The 19,086-nt window shown below is 64.2% G+C and carries 18 protein-coding genes and 1 tRNA gene; 16 read left to right on the top strand and 3 right to left on the bottom strand.

Annotated elements, in window-relative coordinates; translation table 11 throughout:
- Positions 1 to 196: 196 nt before the first annotated feature.
- Together ACP153_RS11200 and lipB are read right to left on the bottom strand one after the other, a co-directional pair.
- Positions 197 to 736: a methyltransferase domain-containing protein gene (locus ACP153_RS11200; protein ID WP_424971071.1), complete on the bottom strand. Its 540-nt coding sequence runs from the start codon at positions 734 to 736 to the stop codon at positions 197 to 199.
- Positions 737 to 822: 86 nt separating this feature from the next.
- Positions 823 to 1,629 (bottom strand): lipoyl(octanoyl) transferase LipB, encoded by an 807-nt coding sequence (lipB, locus tag ACP153_RS11195; protein ID WP_424971070.1) that lies wholly within the window; start codon positions 1,627 to 1,629, stop codon positions 823 to 825.
- A 12-nt stretch (positions 1,630 to 1,641) separates the two neighbouring features.
- Here lipB and ACP153_RS11190 point away from each other — a divergent pair.
- A tRNA-Leu gene (locus ACP153_RS11190) sits at positions 1,642 to 1,728 on the top strand.
- Positions 1,729 to 1,960: 232 nt separating this feature from the next.
- Here the strand turns inward: ACP153_RS11190 and ACP153_RS11185 are convergent.
- Positions 1,961 to 3,040, bottom strand: coding sequence for an enolase C-terminal domain-like protein (locus ACP153_RS11185; RefSeq protein ID WP_424971069.1), 1,080 nt, complete (start codon positions 3,038 to 3,040; stop codon positions 1,961 to 1,963).
- A gap of 79 nt (positions 3,041 to 3,119) precedes the next feature.
- Between ACP153_RS11185 and ACP153_RS11180 the strand changes: the two genes are divergently transcribed.
- The 15 genes from ACP153_RS11180 (at position 3,120) to ACP153_RS11110 (ending at position 19,082) form a co-directional block, all read left to right on the top strand.
- Entirely contained in the window at positions 3,120 to 3,680 is a 561-nt protein-coding gene (locus ACP153_RS11180; protein ID WP_424971068.1) for a TetR/AcrR family transcriptional regulator, read from the top strand.
- 182 nt (positions 3,681 to 3,862) lie between these two features.
- Positions 3,863 to 4,255, top strand: a complete 393-nt coding sequence (locus tag ACP153_RS11175; RefSeq protein WP_424971067.1) for a VOC family protein — start codon at positions 3,863 to 3,865, stop codon at positions 4,253 to 4,255.
- Between the two features lie 121 nt (positions 4,256 to 4,376).
- Positions 4,377 to 5,381: a Gfo/Idh/MocA family protein gene (locus ACP153_RS11170; protein ID WP_424971066.1), complete on the top strand. Its 1,005-nt coding sequence runs from the start codon at positions 4,377 to 4,379 to the stop codon at positions 5,379 to 5,381.
- The gene (locus ACP153_RS11165) at positions 5,378 to 6,949 is read left to right on the top strand and encodes an acyl CoA:acetate/3-ketoacid CoA transferase (protein ID WP_424971065.1); all 1,572 of its coding nucleotides are present in this window, start codon (positions 5,378 to 5,380) and stop codon (positions 6,947 to 6,949) included. Before ACP153_RS11170 ends, ACP153_RS11165 begins: the two co-directional genes overlap by 4 nt.
- Entirely contained in the window at positions 6,946 to 7,713 is a 768-nt protein-coding gene (locus ACP153_RS11160) for an enoyl-CoA hydratase/isomerase family protein (protein WP_424971064.1), read from the top strand. Before ACP153_RS11165 ends, ACP153_RS11160 begins: the two co-directional genes overlap by 4 nt.
- Before the next feature lie 4 nt (positions 7,714 to 7,717).
- Positions 7,718 to 9,238: an aldehyde dehydrogenase family protein gene (locus ACP153_RS11155; RefSeq protein ID WP_424971063.1), complete on the top strand. Its 1,521-nt coding sequence runs from the start codon at positions 7,718 to 7,720 to the stop codon at positions 9,236 to 9,238.
- 42 nt (positions 9,239 to 9,280) lie between these two features.
- On the top strand, positions 9,281 to 10,537 hold the full coding sequence (locus ACP153_RS11150; protein WP_424971062.1) for an ABC transporter substrate-binding protein: 1,257 nt from the start codon (positions 9,281 to 9,283) through the stop codon (positions 10,535 to 10,537).
- Between the two features lie 92 nt (positions 10,538 to 10,629).
- Positions 10,630 to 11,523, top strand: coding sequence for a carbohydrate ABC transporter permease (locus tag ACP153_RS11145; RefSeq protein WP_424971061.1), 894 nt, complete (start codon positions 10,630 to 10,632; stop codon positions 11,521 to 11,523).
- Positions 11,523 to 12,404 carry a carbohydrate ABC transporter permease gene (locus ACP153_RS11140; RefSeq protein ID WP_424971060.1) on the top strand — a complete coding sequence of 294 codons (882 nt, stop codon included), beginning with the start codon at positions 11,523 to 11,525 and terminating at the stop codon, positions 12,402 to 12,404. The genes ACP153_RS11145 and ACP153_RS11140 overlap by 1 nt, the downstream gene beginning before the upstream one ends.
- Positions 12,405 to 12,509: 105 nt before the next feature.
- Entirely contained in the window at positions 12,510 to 13,760 is a 1,251-nt protein-coding gene (locus ACP153_RS11135; RefSeq protein WP_424971059.1) for an ABC transporter substrate-binding protein, read from the top strand.
- A 51-nt stretch (positions 13,761 to 13,811) separates the two neighbouring features.
- Positions 13,812 to 14,924, top strand: a complete 1,113-nt coding sequence (locus ACP153_RS11130; protein WP_424971058.1) for an ABC transporter ATP-binding protein — start codon at positions 13,812 to 13,814, stop codon at positions 14,922 to 14,924.
- Positions 14,924 to 16,420 carry an FAD-dependent oxidoreductase gene (locus ACP153_RS11125; RefSeq protein WP_424971057.1) on the top strand — a complete coding sequence of 499 codons (1,497 nt, stop codon included), beginning with the start codon at positions 14,924 to 14,926 and terminating at the stop codon, positions 16,418 to 16,420. The genes ACP153_RS11130 and ACP153_RS11125 overlap by 1 nt, the downstream gene beginning before the upstream one ends.
- Positions 16,417 to 17,175, top strand: a complete 759-nt coding sequence (locus tag ACP153_RS11120; protein ID WP_424971056.1) for a 3-ketoacyl-ACP reductase — start codon at positions 16,417 to 16,419, stop codon at positions 17,173 to 17,175. The genes ACP153_RS11125 and ACP153_RS11120 overlap by 4 nt, the downstream gene beginning before the upstream one ends.
- 9 nt (positions 17,176 to 17,184) lie before the next feature.
- A complete protein-coding gene (locus tag ACP153_RS11115; RefSeq protein ID WP_424971055.1) occupies positions 17,185 to 18,777 on the top strand; it encodes a GMC family oxidoreductase in 1,593 nt (530 codons plus the stop codon).
- Positions 18,774 to 19,082, top strand: coding sequence for a Dabb family protein (locus ACP153_RS11110; RefSeq protein WP_424971054.1), 309 nt, complete (start codon positions 18,774 to 18,776; stop codon positions 19,080 to 19,082). Before ACP153_RS11115 ends, ACP153_RS11110 begins: the two co-directional genes overlap by 4 nt.
- Positions 19,083 to 19,086: the final 4 nt, after the last annotated feature.

Raw genomic sequence — 19,086 nt, 5'->3', positions numbered from 1 at the left:
CGTACACCATGACATACAACAAAAAACGCATATGTTTTTGGCGATCTGGGCGCAAAGGTCGCATTTTGGGCGGGCCGCACGCGACTTTGGTCTGAAGCCTGCGGGGGCGCGCGGTCTCGACGCGCGAGTCAGTTGCTGCCGGCCGGCTGTGGTCGCGTTTTGTGATCACATGCAGGCGATGGCCCGGTGCCAGTCCCTAGTTCACCGCTCCGTCCGGGCGCGGCCATGTGACGAGGCTGACAGAGTTCGGGGTGAAAGAGCGGGTTTTGCGCACGAAATCAAAATGCGCCCCAACCCGCGTCGCCCACCAGCGCGCCGGGCGCACGGTGCAATGGGCGTTCTCGCCATTGGGCAGGATCTCGGCGGCCTTTACGCAGGAGATATTGAAAAACGCATGGGCAGAGATCCCGCGGATCTCCGCCAGCACCCGGTCCACGTCTTCGAGCGGGATATGCTCCATCACATCGGTGCAGATAACGAGATCCGCGCACACCTCCGGACGCTCCGCATGCGCCGGCAACCCCGGGTCATAGCGATAGGCCTCGGCGTCAAAGATCTTGGCGAGCCAATCCACTGTCCGGGCCTGCCCGCAGCCATAGTCGAAAATCGAACGGGGCGCAGGCAGGAACGCCACCTGTCGCAGGATATACCCCGTCAGCAGCTCCGAGGTCTGGCCATAGACTTTGCCCGCATGGACCTTGCGATATTCGGCGATGAGGTCTTCGGATCTCGACAAGATTTATGCTCCTTCGGGCGTAGCGGAGCCTGCGCCACAGGGAGTTGTTAAGCAATAGGCCGGGGTCAAGGGGCGCTACGCGAGGCCTAGCTGGCCTCGATCGGTCCGAACTCCCGCTCGAACGTGGTGCGCAGGGCGATATCCACATCCTCCATGGTGACCGGAAGGCCGAGATCCACGAGGCTTGTCACCCCGTGCTCGGAGATCCCGCAGGGCACGATGCCCGAGAAATGCGACAGATCCGGTTCCACATTGATCGACAGCCCGTGGAAGCTCACCCATTTGCGCAAGCGCACGCCGATGGCCGCGACCTTGTCCTCCGGGGGCTGGCCGAGCGCGGTCAGTGGCTTGTCCCTGCGCTGGACCCAGACGCCGACACGGCCCTCGCGCCGCTCTCCGGTCACGTTGAACTCCGCGAGGGTCGCGATGACCCAGGCTTCCATTTGCGAGACGAACTTGCGGACATCGCGCCCGCGTTTGCCGAGGTCGAGCATCACATAGACCACGCGCTGTCCCGGCCCGTGATAGGTGTATTGCCCGCCGCGCTTGGCCTCATAGACCGGAAAGCGGTCCGGGTCGGTCAGGTCCTCGATCTTCGCGCTGGTGCCCGCGGTGTAGAGCGGTGGATGCTCCAGCAGCCAGATCATCTCCGGCGCGCGCCCCTCCGCGATGGCCGCCACGCGCTCCTCCATGGTGGCAAGGGCGGTCTCATAGTCCACCAAGCCGTCGCTAATGATCCATTCCATGGGCCTCTCCACCGGTTCAGAAGGGTGGTGCCGCAATCGCGCCGCGCGGGCAAGACGCTGCGCGCGGTGCCATGGGCGAAAAATCCGCGCAGGAGGGTGGTTTTCCCTCTTGGCATTGCCGAACAGTCCCGCTAAACCGCGCTTCATTCCTCAGGACGTGCGGTCGTGGCGGAATTGGTAGACGCGCAGCGTTGAGGTCGCTGTGGGGTAACACCCGTGGAAGTTCGAGTCTTCTCGACCGCACCATTTTTCAAAAAATGTGCCGTTTGTCGTCTCGTTGCCTCTAAGGAGAACGGTGTTCGACTGTTCCAGACCTTTGAGATTGGCCGTATGCGCGGTTGGCTCTGGGGCAACGAAAAAGCATCGGGAACCTCCCGCGAAGGCTTACTAAGTCCTCTCTGTTATTGGCTTGTGACATTCTGGGCGCGAGCTCTGGTTTTGACGCAGTCGGTAAAGGGTATGCCGACCATTCACTGTGCTAGGCCTCGCAACGTGCCAACGCTGTTTTATTCCACGCGATCCCCAACCCGGGTCCGCGGGCCGTGAGGGTTCCGTTCACAACCTCCGAGGGCTCCGCGAGGATTTCGCCTGCGACGTCGAGATACTCCAGAAGGTGGCGGTTGGGAGTTGCCGTGAGCGCGTGGGCGCTGGCTTCCACGAAAATGTGGCTCGACACGGGCATGGAGGCAGCATCGGCGAGGGCAGCAGCGCGCATCCAGCCTGTTACGCCACCGATCTTCATGATGTCGAGCATGGCATGGTCGCTCACCCGGGCGTTGATGGCGCGGGCAGCATCGTCTGGGAGCCACCAGTTCTCGCCAGCTTGCAGCGGTGTTCGGGTCTTCTCGCGCAGGCTACGGTAGCCGGCGTGGTCCTCGGCGGGCAGCGGTTCTTCGATCCAGGCGAGTGCGAAACGGTCCTCCAGGGCGCGGATCCGGCGGATTGCTTCTGGCGTTGTCAGGGATTGGTTGTAGTCGACCATCACCTCGACATCCGGGCCCACGATCTCGGTGATCGCCTCCAGCGCGCGCAGGTCCTCCGCTGCCGATCCTGCGCCGATCTTGACCTTCACGGCCCGGAACCCCTCCGCCAAGGAGCGCTCGAGCAGGGCCACGTCCCGAGAGCTCTCGAAGATCCCGTGACTGTCATAGCAGGGCAGGGGCGTGGGGGTGGCGCCGAGCATTTCGGCCACACTCATACCCCGCGCCTTGCCCGCAGCATCCCAGAACGCCATGTCGAGACCAGCCATCGCCATGGCGACGAGCCCTTGCCGCCCCAGCAATCGGAACATCTGCGACAGCTCCTCGAACCGGTCCGTCGGGGAGACACTCTTGCCCGTCAGGGTCGCGCCGATTTCTTCGATCAGCCGGCACAGAGGCCCCATAGCCATAGGGGTGTAGGTGAAGAGATAGCTGTGACCGACCACGCCCTCGACGGTCTCGACATCGATCAGAACCAGAGGCGCGCGCTCGATGGCGGCAACCGCAGTGGTGATCGGGCGCTTGAGGGGGGCGAGAACGGCGCGGGTCTTGATGGCTTGGATGGTGGGGGCGGGCATGGGGCTCTCCTGATCTGGGTGCCCGATCGCTACCGCGCGCGGCCTCGCGAATACATTCACTGTTGGGTATAGAAACCCCATGCCCCGCTCCGCCGCCCCCACCATTCAACGCATCCTGACCGCTGCTTTCCGGTTGTTCTTTCGGCGTGGCTATTCCCGGGTCAGCATGGATGAGATCGCGATCGAAGCCGGGGTTACCAAGCGGACGCTCTACAATCATTTCTCCAGCAAGGACGCGTTGATCGGCGCGGTGATGGATCGGCAGGCAGATCTGACCTTGGAGACGGTTCAAACCTGGTGCGATCCGGAGGCCGAGACTGCGACGCAGTTTCTGGATGGTTTGCTTGTTAAGCTCGCCGATTGGGCGGGGACGCCGGGCTGGACCGGATCCGGTTTCACCCGCCTGACGCTTGAGCTGAGCGACCTGCCGGGCCATCCCGTGCGCGGCGCGGCGGCGCGGCACAAGAGGATGGTGCAAAGCTGGATCGCCGGAGAGCTCGCGGCTCGTAACGTGGCGCGGCCCGAGGCCTCGGCGGAGATGTTCTGTACGCTGCTCGAGGGGGCGCTGGTCCTGACGCTGATCCACGGGGATGTGGGTCATATCCTGCGGCTGCGCCCTGAGGTTGCCCGCCTGCTCTGACTAAGCTCCGACCATCCGATCTTGCCGGGCCTGCGACGCCAAAGCGGGGACAGCCTGTGTTTCCGGGCGTTGTTCCGCTCTGGCCGAGATGGAGTCTTGCCAATCGGGGGACTTGCCGCGACACCTGCGATACGCCAGCCACGCTCGTGCCAACGGCCCAGAGCAGATGAGGAGACCGGACCATGCTTGAGCGTTTTCACCATGTCGCTCTGATCGTCAGTGACTACGCCCACTCCAAGCGGTTCTATACCGAGGTGCTCGGGTTGTCGGTCATCGCCGAGACCCACAGGGTTGAACGGGACTCCTGGAAGCTGGACCTGCAGATCCCGGGGGGCGGGCAGTTGGAGCTCTTTTCCTTTCCCTCCCCACCGGCGCGCCCCTCCCATCCAGAGGCGTGCGGATTGCGGCATCTGGCCTTTCAGGTGACGGATCTCGACGGTGCCATCGCGCGCCTGACATCCCATGGGGTCGAGGTCGAGCCCGTGCGCGTTGATTCCGTGACCGAGGCGCGCTTCACCTTCTTCAAGGACCCGGACGGTTTACCCATCGAGCTCTACAAGCTTGCCCGGTCCTGAAATCCCTTGAGAATTCGGATCTCTTCTTCGATCTGAACTTTTTTCTTGCGAGATTTGGATCGTTCCAATAAAGATCGGCCCATAAAGTGGAACGTTCCAAAACCTAGGGAGGCGGGGAGAGATGAACTGGACCTTTGTCGGAGCAAGCACCATCGCCTCCCAGCACATGATCGGCGCCGTGCGGGCGCAGGCCGGAGGAGAGGTCACTTGGGTTGTCAGCGGCGCGGCAGAGCGAGCGCAGCGTTGGGCCTCGGATCACGGCATCGCCAAGGCGACACAGGATCTGAGCCAGGCACTCGCGGATCCGGAGGTCGCGGCGGTCTATATCTCTTCGACTAATGAAAAGCATCACGCCCAGACCATGGCGGCCATCGCGGCGGGTAAGCATGTTCTGTGCGAAAAGCCGCTGGGTCTGACCCTGGCGGAGGCCGACGAGATGGTCGCCGCTGCCCGCGATGCGGGTGTGGTTTTTGCCACCAATCATCATCTGCGCTGCTCGGGCTCCCACCGGGCCATGCGCGCGCTGATCGCCGAGGGCGCGGTGGGCCGGGTGCTCTCCCTGCGGATCCATCATGCGGTGCACCTGCCGGAGAACCTGCAAGGCTGGCGGATCAATGACGCCTCTGCCGGGGGCGGTGTGATCCCCGACATCACGGTCCATGACGCGGATGTGGCGCGTTTTCTTCTGGAAGAAGACCCGGTGGATGTGGTCGCGCAATTGGCAAGCTCTGGCATGGGACAGGGGGTTGAAGACAGCTGCATGTCGGTCTGGACCATGCCCTCCGGCGCCATGGTCATGTCCCATGAAAGCTTCACCCACCCCTTTGCGGGCAGCGGGCTGGAGATCCACGGCACCGAAGGCTCGATCTTTGCCCGGGACGTGATGACCCAGATGCCCGTGGGTCAGATCACTTTGCGCTCGGCCAGCGGCGTGCGCGAGATCTCCTATTCCGACCACTCGCTCTATGTGCAGGGCGTCGCGGATTTCTATGCTGCTGTCGCAGGCACCGGGACCCCGGCAGCCAGCGGACCGGACGGGATCAAATCCCTGGCCGTGGCCCTGGCCGTGCGCGAGGCGGCCCAGAGCGGTCGCAAAGTCACCGTCGCCTATGGAGATGTGGCATGAGCAAGATCCTCCCCGTTGCTGAGGCTGTCGCGCGCATTCCAGATGGGGCCGTGGTGTCGGTCTCGTCTTCCTCCACCCTGGGGTGTCCGGACGCGGTTCTCGCGGCAATTGGCGAGCGCTTCGATGCGGAGGGGCATCCGCGCGGGATCACCTCGCTGCATCCGATCGCGGCGGGCGACGTCTATGGCGTCAAGGGGATGGACCATCTGGCCAAGGATGGCCTGCTGACGCGGGTTCTGGCGGGGTCCTATCCCTCCGGGCCCTCCAGCGTGGAGATGCCCGAGATCTGGAAGATGATCGTCGAGGATCGCGTGGCCGCGTACAACGTGCCCTCCGGCATCATGTTCGACATGCATCGCGAGGCCGCGGCCCACCGCCCGGGCGTGCTGACCAAGGTGGGGCTCGACACTTTCGTGGACCCCGTACGGCAGGGCTGCGCCATGAACGACAAGGGGGCCGCGGCGCCGATCGTGGACCGGGTCGGGTTTGGTGGCGAGACCTGGCTGCATTTCCCGAACATCGTGCCGAATGTCGCTGTGATCCGCGCGACCACAGCCGATGAGCGGGGCAACCTGACCTATGAGCATGAGGGCGCCTATCTCGGCGGTCTCGAGCAGGCGATCTGCGTGCGCAACAATGGCGGGCTGGTGATTGCGCAGGTCAAGCGCGTCACCGCCAATGGCAGCCTGCGCCCCCATGATGTTCGCGTTCCGGGTCATCTGGTCGATTGCGTCGTGGTCGATCCGGACCAGAAGCAGACCACCGAGACTGGCTATGATCCCGCGATCTCCGGGCAGGTCATGCGCCCCTGGGACAGTTTCAGCCATGCCGAGCACGGGGTCGAGAAGGTCATCGCCCGCCGCGCCGCGCAAGAGCTGCGCCAGGGCATGACCGCCAATCTCGGCTTCGGGATCAGCGCCATGGTGCCCCGCATCCTGCTCGAAGAGGGCCACCCGGATGCGGTGACTTGGGCCATCGAACAAGGCGCCGTCGGGGGCGTGCCGCTTACGGGCTTCGCCTTTGGCTGCGCCTCCAATGCCGATGCTTACGTGCCCTCACCCCAGCAGTTCATCTATTTCCAGGGCGCGGGGTTCGACATGTCCTTCCTCTCCTTCCTGGAGGTCGATGTGGAGGGCAACGTGAATGTCTCGAAGCTGGGCAAGAAGCCTTACCTCACGGCGGGCTGCGGCGGATTTGTCGACATCACGGCGCGGGCGCGCAACATCGTCTTCTCCGGCTGGTTCGAGGCCGGGGCCAAGATCAACCTGACCGAGGACGGGATCGACATCGCGGCCCCCGGGCGTTTCACCAAGATGGTGGATGAGGTCGAGCATGTCACTTTCTCGGGACGTCGCGCGCGGGAGCAGGGGCAGAATGTCCTCTATGTTACCGAGCGCTGCGTGATCCAGCTCACGGGCAATGGGCTGCTCGCGACCGAGATCATGCCGGGCATCGATCCGCAGGAGCATATCGTCGGCGCCTCCGGAGGACGGGTGCAGGTCGCCGAGAACGCCAAGCTCATGCCGAAATCCCTGCTGGCCGACGCGCCCATGGGGCTCACCCTATGAGCGGGGTAAGCTGCACCACCACCGGCACCACAGCGGTGCTGACGCTCGAGAACGGGGCGAAGCTCAACGCCCTGACCACGGGCATGTTGGAGGCGCTGGCGTCGCATCTGGATGCGCTGGACCGCAATCCGGAGATCCGGGTCGTCATCCTGACCGGGGAGGGGCCGAAGGCATTCTGCTGTGGCGCCGATATCGCCGAATGGGGCGCGCTGGGCCCGGCGGAGTTCGCGCGCTACTGGGTGCGGGATGGCCACCGGGTCTTTGACCGGCTGGCGCGGCTCAGCAAACCGGTGATCGGCGCGCTCAACGGCCATGCCTTTGGCGGCGGGCTGGAGCTTGCCGCCTGTTGCGACATCCGGGTGATGACCCCGCGCGCCACGCTGGCGCTGCCCGAGGCCAAGGTCGGGATCGTGCCCGGCTGGTCGGGAACCCAGCGTCTGACGCGCCTGTTGCCCGAGCCTGTGGTCAAGGAAATGGTCCTCTTTGGCCGTCGCATCCCCGCCGCGCGGGCCGAAGCCTTGGGCTTTGTCGCTGCCATCGCCGAGGACACGCTCACCGCGGCGCATGAGATCGCCGCCGATCTCGGCGATGTCTCGCCCCGGGCCAACGAGCTGGCCAAGGCCATGATCCACGGCGCGGTGGGCGAAGACCGCGCCGCCGCCATCGAGGCTCTGGGCAGTGCCGCTGCCGGGGCCAGCGCCGACCGCGACGAAGGGGTCGCGGCCTTCCTTGAAAAACGCAGCGCACAGTTTGACGGGCTCTGAACAGATGAACGACATGACGATCAACACCGCGATTTCCTACGACCTGCCGCCGGTCTTTACCGGTCGCCATCTGATCGATGGGGCCTGGGTCGAGAGCGCCGAAAGCTTCGAGCGCCGCGCCCCCTCCCATGACACGGTGGTGAGCCGCTCCGCGCTGGGCGGTGAGGCCGAGACGGAGGCCGCGATCGCTGCTGCCCGCCGGGCCTTTGATGCGGGGATCTGGAGCCGCATCTCGGGCAAGGCGCGGGCGGAGGTTCTGCTCAAGGTCGCGGACCTGATCGAGGCCAATGTGGACGAGATCGCCGTGCAGGAGACGCTGGAGAGCGGCAAGCCCATCTCACAGGCCCGAGGCGAAGTGGGCGGGGCGGCGGATCTCTGGCGCTATGCGGCCTCCCTCGCGCGGGCGAGCCATGGAGACAGCCACAACACCCTCGGCGAGGACATGCTTGGCATGGTCCTGAAGGAGCCCATCGGGGTGGTGTCGATCATCACGCCCTGGAATTTCCCCTTCTGGATCCTCAGCCAGAAACTGCCCTTCGCGCTGGCGGCGGGCTGCACGGTGGTGGTCAAACCCTCCGAGATGACGCCGTCCTCGACGGTGATGATGGGCGAGCTGCTGATCCAAGCGGGCCTGCCCGCCGGGGTCTGCAATATCGTGCTGGGCTACGGCCAGCCCGTGGGCAGCCTCATGTCCACCCATCCGGAGGTCGACATGGTGACCTTCACCGGGTCGACAGCGGTAGGCAAGATGATCACCGAAGCCTCCTCCGGCACGCTCAAGAAGGTCGCGCTGGAGCTTGGAGGCAAGAACCCGCAAGTGATCTGCCCCGATGCGGATCTGGAGAGTGCGGCGGATGCGGTGACCTTCGGGATCTATTTCAATGTCGGACAATGCTGCAATTCCTCGAGCCGGATCATCGTCCATGAGGATATCGCCGAGGCCTTCGTGGCGCGTGTGGTGGCGCTCTCCAAACAGGTGCGTTTCGGCGACCCGCTCGACCCCACCACCCAGGTGGGCGCGATTGTCACCGCCGAGCATAATGCCAAGATCGACGGCTATGTGCGCGATGCACGCAATGCGGGAGCGAAGATCGCCCTGGGCGGCGGGCCGCTGCAGGTCGAGGGGCTGGGCCCCCAGTTCTACCAGCCCACGGTGGTCACCGGGGTAACGCCGGACATGGCCATCGCCCGCGAGGAAGTGTTCGGCCCGGTCCTGACCGTGCTGACCTATCGCACGTTTGAAGAGGCCATCGCCCTCACCAATGACAGCGATTATGGCCTCTCGGCAGGGATCTGGAGCGAGAATATTCATACATGTCTTGAGTTTGCCCGCCGCGCCGAGGCTGGGACCGTCTGGACCAACACCTGGATGGATGGCTACCCGGAGCTTGCTTTCGGAGGTGTCAAACAATCTGGCCAAGGCCGCGAGATTGGTCATTATGGCTTTGAAGAATTTCTCGAGGTGAAGTCGGTGGTCATGCGTGTGGGCCGCAGCCGGGCACCTTGGGTGACAACACACGCATAAAGCGTGGGCATAAAACCTGAATGCACAATGGGAGGATACCAAATGCGTTCGATCTTGAAGACCAACACAGCCCTTGCGCTCGTCCTGATGATCAGTGGCGGCGCGGCATCTGCGCAGGACAACGGCGTGGAGGTGTTGCACTGGTGGACCTCGGGCGGGGAAGCGGCGGCGCTGAACGTCCTGAAGGAGGACCTTGAGGGTCAGGGCATCGGCTGGACCGACATGCCGGTCGCCGGCGGTGGCGGCGAGCAGGCGATGACCGTGCTGCGCGCGCGTGTCACGGCGGGCAATGCGCCGACCGCCGTGCAGGGCCTCGGCTTTGACATCGTGGACTGGGCCAAGCAGGGCTCGCTCGCGGATCTGAACACCGTGGCGGCTCAGGAAGGCTGGGACGACGTGGTACCCTCCGCCCTGCAGGAATTTGCCAAGATCGACGGCAAGTGGGTCTCCGCCCCGGTGAATGTGCACTCGACCAACTGGGTCTGGGCCAACAAGGCCGTGCTCGATGCCAACGGGATCGCCGTGCCGACCACCTGGGACGAGTTCACCGCCGCGCTGGAAACCCTGAAAGCGGCGGGCATCACGCCGATCGCCCATGGCGGTCAGGCCTGGCAGGATGCGACGGTCTTTGACGCGGTCGCCATGTCTGTGCTGGGTCCGGACGGTTACCAGGCGGCCTTCATCGATCTCGACGAGGACGTGCTCGGCGGAGCAAAGATGCAGGAAGCCTTTGAGCGCATGGATGTGATCCGCGCCAATGTGGACGAGAACTTCTCGGGCCGCGACTGGAACCTCGCCACGGCCATGGTCATCAATGGCGAAGCCGGTTTCCAGATGATGGGCGACTGGGCCAAGGGTGAGTTCCTGAACGCAGGCAAGGTGCCGGATCAGGACTTCCTCTGCTTCCGCTTCCCGGGCACGGCCGAGCAGGTCACCTTCAACGCGGACCAGTTCATGATGTTCGATCAGGGCGGCGCGGTCTCGGATGAGCAGGCAGCACTGGCCTCGGCCATCCTGTCCCCGTCCTTCCAGTCGGCGTTTAACGTGGTCAAGGGCTCGGTCCCGGCGCGCACGGATGTCTCGGACGAGGCGTTTGATGCGTGCGGCAAGAAAGGCATGGCCGATCTCGCCGCCGCTGCAGCCTCGGGCAACCTTTTTGGCTCCATGGCCCATGGTCACGCGGCCCCGGCCTCGGTGAAAAACGCGGTCTATGACGTGGTGACCGCGCATTTCAACGGTGAGTTCGACAGCGAGGAAGCTGTGGCCGAGCTCGTGGACGCGGTGTCGATCGCGAAGTGATCCTCCCCGATGGGGCGGCCCGGCGGGTCGCTCCATCACCCTGCCGTCCCGGCGGCCCTACTCAACAACTCTAAGATCCAAAGGGGGGTGTGATGGCGTTAGAAGCCAACGCGGATTTCAAGACGCGACTACAGGTCTGGTTGCCCAAGCTGATCCTGTCGCCATCGCTGGCGATGATCCTGGTCTTCGTCTACGGGTTCATTCTCTTTTCGGTCTACCTGTCCTTCACGGACAGTCGCCTGCTGCCCTCCTATGGCTGGGTCGGCTGGGAGAATTACTCCAAGCTCTGGCGCCTCAGCCACTGGGAGATCTCGCTCACCAATATGGGGGTCTTCGCGGCGCTCTATATCGGGATCTGCACCTGCCTCGGGCTGGGCCTGGCGATCTTCCTTGACCAGAAGATCCGCGCCGAGGGCATGCTGCGGACCATCTACCTCTATCCCATGGCGCTGAGCTTCATCGTGACCGGCACCGCGTGGAAATGGTTCCTCGATCCGGGCATCGGGCTCGAGAACGTCATGCAGAGCTGGGGTTGGGAAACCTTCCAGTTCGACTGGATCAAGAACCGCGATTTCGCGATCTATACGGTGGTGCTCGCGGCGGTCTGGCAGACCAGCGGATTTGTCATGGCCATGTTCCTCGCCGGGTTGCGCGGGATCGACAACGAGATCCTCAAGGCCGCGCAGATGGATGGCGCCTCGAACTGGAACCTCTATCGTCGGATCATCATCCCGCAGCTGCGCCCGGCCTTCCTCTCGGCCTTCGTGATCCTGAGCCATCTGGCGATCAAGACCTTTGATCTGGTGATCGCGCTCACGGGTGGCGGGCCCGGGCGGGCCACCGAGCTGCCCGCCACCTTCATGTATTCCTACACCTTCACGCGGAACCAGATGGGGATCGGTGCGGCCTCGGCCGTGATCATGCTGATGACGATTGCCGCCATCATGATCCCCTATCTCTATGCCGAATTGCGGGAGAAGAAGTGATGTCTGTCGCAAGCCAAGACACTGCCATTCGCACGGGCCGCGCGGTTCGCACCCTGATTTACCTCGTCCTGCTGCTCTTTGCGCTGTTCTACCTGCTGCCGCTCTACGTGATGCTGGTGAACTCCGTGAAACCGCTGGAGGAGATCACCGGCGGGGGCATGATGAACCTGCCCCAGGTCTTCACGCTGGAGCCCTGGGCCAAAGCCTGGTCCTCGGCGCAGATCGGCGTCGATCCCACGGGGCTCTCGCCGTACTTCTGGAACTCCATCAAGATGGTGGTGCCGGCGGTGATCGTCTCGACCATCCTCGGGGCGCTGAACGGCTATGTGCTGACCAAGTGGCGGTTCCGCGGGGATACGATCCTCTTTGGGCTGATGCTCTTTGCCTGCTTCATCCCGTTCCAGATCGTGCTGATCCCCATGGCGCGGATGCTGGGCCTGATGGGTCTGGCGGGCACCACCTGGGGTCTGGCGCTGGTGCATGTGGTCTACGGGATCGGGTTCACCACGCTCTATTTCCGCAACTACTACGCTGTCTTCCCGACCGAGTTGGTGCGCGCCGCGCAGATCGACGGCGCCGGGTTCTTCCAGATCTTCTGGCGGATCCTGCTGCCCTCCTCGGGGCCGATCGCCGTGGTCTCGATCATCTGGCAGTTCACCAATATCTGGAACGACTTCCTTTTCGGGGCCTCCTTTGCGGATGCCAACTCACAACCCATGACCGTGGCGCTGAACAACCTCGTGCAGTCTTCCACGGGGGTGAAGGAATACAACGTCCATTTCGCCGGGGCGATCCTCGCGGCGATGCCAACCCTGCTCGTCTATATCGTGGCCGGTCGCTACTTCGTGCGCGGCCTCATGGCGGGCTCAGTGAAAGGATAACGCGTTTTTCGGAGGTCGGGACGCGGGTGGAGCCGCTTCCCGACCATGTCAAGATCGTCAACCGTCGGTGCGCAAGCCGACCTCAACACTTGAGGGACACCACAAATGAACAGAATTGCCAAGCTCTCTGTGACCAGTCTGTTACTTTCCACCGCTCTGGCCCAGGCCGAGCCGAATGTGGAGGTGATGCACTTCTGGACGTCTGGCGGGGAAGCCGCCGCTCTGAACGTGATCAAGGACAAGGTCACCGCGAATGGCGTCGGCTGGGAGGATGCCCCGGTCGCGGGCGGCGGTGGCGATCAGGCCAAGACCGCCCTGCAAGCGCGGATCGCAGCAGGCGATCCCCCGGCAGCCATGCTGATGCTGGGCCAGAATATCATCGATTGGGCCAATGAAGGCATTCTGGGCGATGTGAACGCCGTGGCGGAGGCCGAGGGTTGGGACGCCGTGCTCCCCCAGGCCGTGCAGGATTTCAACAAGATCAACGGGGCCTATGTGGCCGCCCCCACCAATGTGCACCGGACGGATATGATCTGGGCCTCCAAGGCGGCCTTCGACAAGATCGGCGCGGCCTATCCCTCCAGCTGGGAGGAGTTCAACGCGCTCGCGCCGCGTTTTGTCGAGGCAGGCATCGTGCCCATCGCCCATGGCGGGCAGGCTTGGCAGGAAGCCTATATGTTCGAAGCCCTGGCCCTCGGCATCGGCGGCGCGGAGTTCTATCGCAAGGCGCTGGTCGATCTCGATCCCGACGCGCTGCAATCGGACGCCATGAAGGCGGTCTTTGCCCAGATGGCCGCGATCCGCGGCATGGTGGACGACAATTTCTCAGGTCGTGATTGGAACCTGGCCACGGCCATGGTGATCAATGGCGAGGCCGCCATGCAGATCATGGGCGACTGGGCCAAGGGCGAGTTCACCAATGCGGGCAAGCTACCGGGCGAGGATTTCGCCTGTATTCCGGTGCCGAAGACCGCCGAGGGCGGGTTTGTCTATCTGGTGAACTCCCTGAGCTTCTTTACCCAGCCCGATGAGGATGCAGCCTCGGCGCAGGCAACGCTCGCCAGCGCGATCATGGATCCGCAGGTTCAGGTGGCGTTCAATCAGGCCAAGGGTGCGATCCCGGCGCGGGTGGATGCGGATATGTCCGCACTCGACGCCTGCGCTCAGGCCACGGCTGCCGCCTTTGCCGAGACCGATGCGGCGGGTACCGCCGTGCCCACCTTCGCCGGAACCCATGCCGCACAGGCCAGCGTCGTTGGCGCGGTCACCGATGTGGTGACGGAGTTCTTCAACACAGACATGAGCCCGGACGACGCGGTCGAGCAGCTTGCCGAAGCCGTCGAACTGGCCCTCTAACCCCAATGGGGCGCGCCCCGCGTGCGCCCCGTCCCAACCGGAGCGAGAGATATGGGTTTTCTTGATATCGACAACACCACGAAGTCCTATGGCGCGGTCGAGGTTCTGCACAAGGTGGATATCTCGGTGCAGGAGGGCGAGTTTCTTGTCCTTGTGGGGCCGTCGGGTTGCGGAAAATCCACGCTTCTCAACATGATCGCCGGGCTGGAAGAGATCTCCAGCGGCGAGATCCGCATCAAGGATGTGGTGATGAACGGGGTCCATCCGTCCAAGCGTAATATCGCGATGGTGTTCCAGTCCTACGCGCTCTACCCGAATATGACCGTCGGCAAGAACATCACCTTCGGGCTCGAGATGCATGGTGTGCCCAAGGACGAGCGGGACAAGGCGATGAACGAGGTCGCCAAGCTCTTGCAGATCGAACAGCTTCTGGACCGCAAGCCCGGTGCCCTCTCGGGCGGCCAGCGGCAGCGGGTTGCCATGGGGCGCGCCCTGGTGCGGAACCCGGATGTCTTCCTTTTTGACGAGCCTCTCTCGAACCTCGATGCCAAGCTGCGCGTGGATATGCGCACGGAGATCAAGAAGCTTCACCAGAAGCTCGGGACCACCATCGTTTATGTGACTCATGACCAGATCGAGGCGATGACCCTCTCGACCCGGATTGCGGTGATGAATGGGGGCTATGTCCAGCAGCTCGGCACTCCGCAAGAGATCTATGACACGCCCGCCAATATCTTCGTGGCGACCTTCATGGGTTCGCCTGCGATGAATGTGGTGCCGGCCAAGGTAGCCATGGAGAATGGCAAGCCCGTGGCGCAGGTCACGCTCCATGATGGCAGCCTTTGCGCGCTGCCCTTCAGTCAGGACAACATGGCCGCCTGGGACGGGCGGGAGATCCTGCTCGGGATCCGGCCCGAGACGATCACGGACGAGGACGCGGCGGATCGGAAATCCTCCAACATCGCGCAGCTGACGAACCGGATCGTGGTGACGGAGCCTGCGGGGTCGGACACTTTCGTATCGATGATGCTCGGCGGCAAGGATGTGATCGCGCGGATGCGCTCGGATGCCGAGGTCAAGCCGGGAATCGATTTCACTTTCGCGGTGAACATGGAGAAGGCCGTGGCCTTCGATCCTGAAACCGAGAGCCGTATCGCCCCCTGATGCAACCGGATGTGGTCATAATCGGCTCCGGCATGGGCGGCGCGACCCTTGCGGCGGCGCTGGCGCCCAGCGGGCGACGGATCCTGATCCTGGAACGGGGGGAGCACCTGCGCCCGTCGCCCCAGGACCGGGATGCGGGCGCGATCTTTGGGGATGGCCATTTTCGACCGGAAGAACGCTGGCTCGATGGGCAGGACCGGCCTTTCAATCCCGGCAATTTTTACAATGTGGGTGGGAATTCGAAGTTTTATGGCGCGGTTCTGATCCGTTACCGGGCGGAGGATTTCGAGGGGCGCGCCCATCCCGGGGGATCGACCCCCGGATGGCCGCTCGTCTACGGCGATCTGGAGCCCGACTATCAGGCCGCCGAGGCGATGTATCACGTTCGCGGCACCCTGGGCGAGGATCCGACCGAGCCGCCCCATTCCGGAACGTATCCGCACGCGCCTGTGCCGGATGAGCCCGACATCGCGGATTTGCGAACTCGGCTGAGCCGGGTCGGGTTGTCACCGGCGAGCCTGCCTTTGGGGGTCGATCTTGCGACCTGGCGGGCTGCGGGGGACACCACCTGGGACGGCTATCCGGACACTTGCGGCGGCAAGATGGATGCGGAGACCTGCGGTCTCGCCGCAGCGCTGGCCCATCCGAATGTGGAGCTTTGCTGCGGGGCTCGCGTCACCCGGCTCGAAGCTGCGCCGGACGGGCGGATCACCGGAGTGACCTTCGAGCGGGCAGGGCAGGTAGAGAGCCTTGCCCCGGGCCTTGTGGTGCTTGCCTGTGGCGCGGTGCAGAGTGCCGCGCTCCTCCTGGCTTCGGCCAATGACGATTGCCCCACGGGGCTCGCCAACCTGTCTGATCAGGTGGGGCGGAATTTCATGAACCACAACTGCTCGGCGGTGCTCGCCCTGCATCCGCTGCGCCGGAACCGCGCGGTCTATCAGAAGACGTTGATGGTCAATGACTACTATCTCGGTGACGGCCCGGACGCACCACCGCTTGGGAATATCCAGCTCCTCGGCAAGATCACCGGGCCGATCCTTGCGGCCAATTCCAAGCTGCCGCGCTGGTTGGCGGGGGCGGTCGCGGCGCGCAGCGTTGACCTCTATGCCATGTCCGAGGACCTGCCCAATCCCGACAGCCGCGTGACCCTGACGGACGGGCAGATCAAGCTCGACTGGCAGCGCTCCAACTGGGAGGCGCATCTGCAGCTGGTCAAGACCCTCAAGGGCAAGCTGCGGCAGGCAGGTTTCCCGATCGTGCTGTCCCAGGCCTTCGACCGGCGCACGCCGTCGCACCAATGCGGCACGGCGCGGATGGGCCGCGATCCGGAGACCAGCGTCGTGGACGTCTTCTGCCGGAGCCATGACCACAAGAACCTGTTCATCATTGACGCGTCGGTCCTGCCCACATCGGCTGCGGTGAACCCGGCGCTTACCATCGCGGCGCTGGCTTTGCGGGCGGGCCGCCACATTACCGAAACGGAGTTCGCGGCATGAGTGGGGTGGCGCTGATCACGGGCGGGCAGCAGGGGATCGGGCTGGCCATCGCGACCGAGCTTGTAGGGGCGGGCTTTGACATCGCGATTGCCTCGCTCCCCGGTCCAAACGACGCGTCCGTGACGCGCGCCCTTGCGGAGCTCGGAGCCCGGGCGCGTTACTACCAGCATGACATCCGCAAGACAGATGCGGTGCCCGCGCTCCTGGACCGGATCGAGGGGGATCTGGGACCGGTCACCACGCTGATCAACAATGCGGGCATGGGGGCGCCCAAGCGGGGCGACATGCTGGAGATGGCACCCGAGAGCTTCGATCTGGTGATGGATGTGAACTTGCGCGGGGCGTTCTTTCTGACCCAAGAGGTGGCGCGGCGTATGTGCGCCCAGCCTGGCGAGACCTACCGCGCGATCATCTTCATCACCTCGGTCAGTGCCGCCATGGCTTCAGTCGAGCGGGCGGAATACTGCGTCTCCAAGGCGGGCGCTTCGATGATGAGCACGCTCTATGCCCTGCGCCTTGCGCCCGAAGGCATCGGTGTTTTCGAGCTGCGCCCGGGGATCATCGCCACAGACATGACCGCCGGGACCCGAGACAGCTACACGCCCCGGATTGAGAATGGGCTCGTCCCCGCCAGACGCTGGGGAGAGCCCCAGGATATCGGCCAGGTGGTGCTGCCCCTGGTCTCCGGTCAGATGCCCTTTGCCACCGGCGCGGTCATTCCCGTCGATGGTGGGCTGTCCATTGCCAGATTGTGAGGGCCAGACATGGCGCAAGGGTATGATTTCATCGTGATCGGTGGGGGCTCGGCGGGCTCGGTCCTGGCCGCGCGGCTCAGCGAGATCCCGGAGGCCTCGGTCCTGCTGCTCGAGGCCGGGGGCGGCGACCGCCACCCGTTCTTTCACCTGCCTGCGGGCTTTGCGAAGATGACCAAGGGCATCGGCTCCTGGGGGTGGTCGACCACGCCGCAAAGGGCGATGCAGGATCGGGTTTTCACCTATACCCAGGCCAAGGTGATCGGCGGCGGCTCGGCGATCAATGCGCAGATTTACACCCGTGGATCCGCGCAGGATTACGACGAATGGCGGCAGATGGGTTGCGAGGGCTGGAGCTATGCAGAGGTGCTGCCCTATTTCAAGAAATCCGAGGATAACGATACCTATGGGGGCGAGTTCCACGGCAAGGGCGGCCCGCTCGGCGTCTCCATGCCCTCGGCACCCCTGCCGATCTGTGACGCGTTTATCGCAGCGGCTGGCGAGCTCGGGATCCCCAAGACCACCGATGTGAATGGCGCCAAGCCCGACGGGGCGGGGTACTATCAGCTGACCCAGCGCAATGCGCGGCGCTCCTCCGCGGCGATGGCCTTTCTCGGCCCCGCCAAGAAGCGACCGAACCTGACGATCCAGCTGCAGGCGCAGGTGCGTCGGATCACGGTGGAGAACGGGCGGGCCACCGGGGTCGAGATGGCCGATGGCACGAAGATCACCGCGGATCGCGAGGTGATCCTGTCCTCGGGGGCAATCGGGTCGCCCCGGCTCCTGCAGCTTTCGGGGATCGGCCCGGCGGAGGCGCTGCGCCCCTTGGGCATCGATGTGGTCTATGACCAGCCCGGGGTGGGGTCGAACCTGCAGGATCATCTCGATCTCTACGCGATTTGCGAAGTGACAGGCCCTCATACCTATGACCGCTTTGCCAAGCTGCATCTTTCGGCGCTCGCCGGGCTGCAATACCTCCTGACGCGGAAGGGGCCGGTGGCCTCCAGCCTCTTTGAGACGGGCGGCTTCTGGTACGCGGACGAAAACGCGCGCTCGCCGGATATCCAGATGCATCTGGGGCTCGGGACGGGGATCGAGGCGGGGGTCGAGGCGATGCCCAATGGCGGTGTGACGCTGAATGCCTGCCATCTGCGGCCCCGGTCGCGGGGCACGGTCCGCCTGCAGAGCGATAACCCCGCCGATATCCCCCTGATCGACCCGAATTACCTGTCGGACCCCTATGATCGCGAGATGTCGATCCGCGGCCTGAAACTGGTGCAGGAGATCCTCGCCCAGGACGCGCTGAGACCCTTCATCCTGGCCGAACGGCTGCCGGGGCCGGGCGTGCGCACGGATGCGGAGTATTTCGATTTCATCTGCGCCCATTCCAAGACCTCGCACCATTGCGCGGGCACCTGCCGGATGGGCAGCGACGCCGAGGCGGTGCTCGACCCGCGCCTGCGCTTCAACGGGATTGACGGGCTGCGTGTGGCCGATGCCTCGGTCATGCCGCAGGTCAACTCCTCCAACACCAATGCTCCATCGATCATGATCGGCGAGAAGGCCGCGGATATGATCAAGCAAGATCAGGGATTTCTGCAATGATCCGACATATCGTTCTGACCAAGTTCAAACCCGAGACCTCCGAGGAAAAGATCGCCGAGATCTATGGCGGGCTCGCCGCGCTGACCGAGAAACTCCCGGGCGCACAGGGCTTCACCGGCGGGCGCTCCGAAAGCCCCGAGCAGATCGAGCGCGGCTATATGCATGGTTTCGTCATCGATTTCGACAGTTGGGATGCGCTGCAGACCTATGCGGACAATCCCGAGCATCAGGCCCTGGGCGGCCAGCTTGTCGAGAACGCCGTGGGCGGGATCGACGGGCTCTGCGTGCTCGATCTGGATGTGTGAGGCG

The organism is Dinoroseobacter sp. S76 (assembly GCF_049801095.1).
Lineage (GTDB): Bacteria > Pseudomonadota > Alphaproteobacteria > Rhodobacterales > Rhodobacteraceae > Dinoroseobacter.
This window is presented reverse-complemented; position numbering and strand designations above follow the sequence as displayed.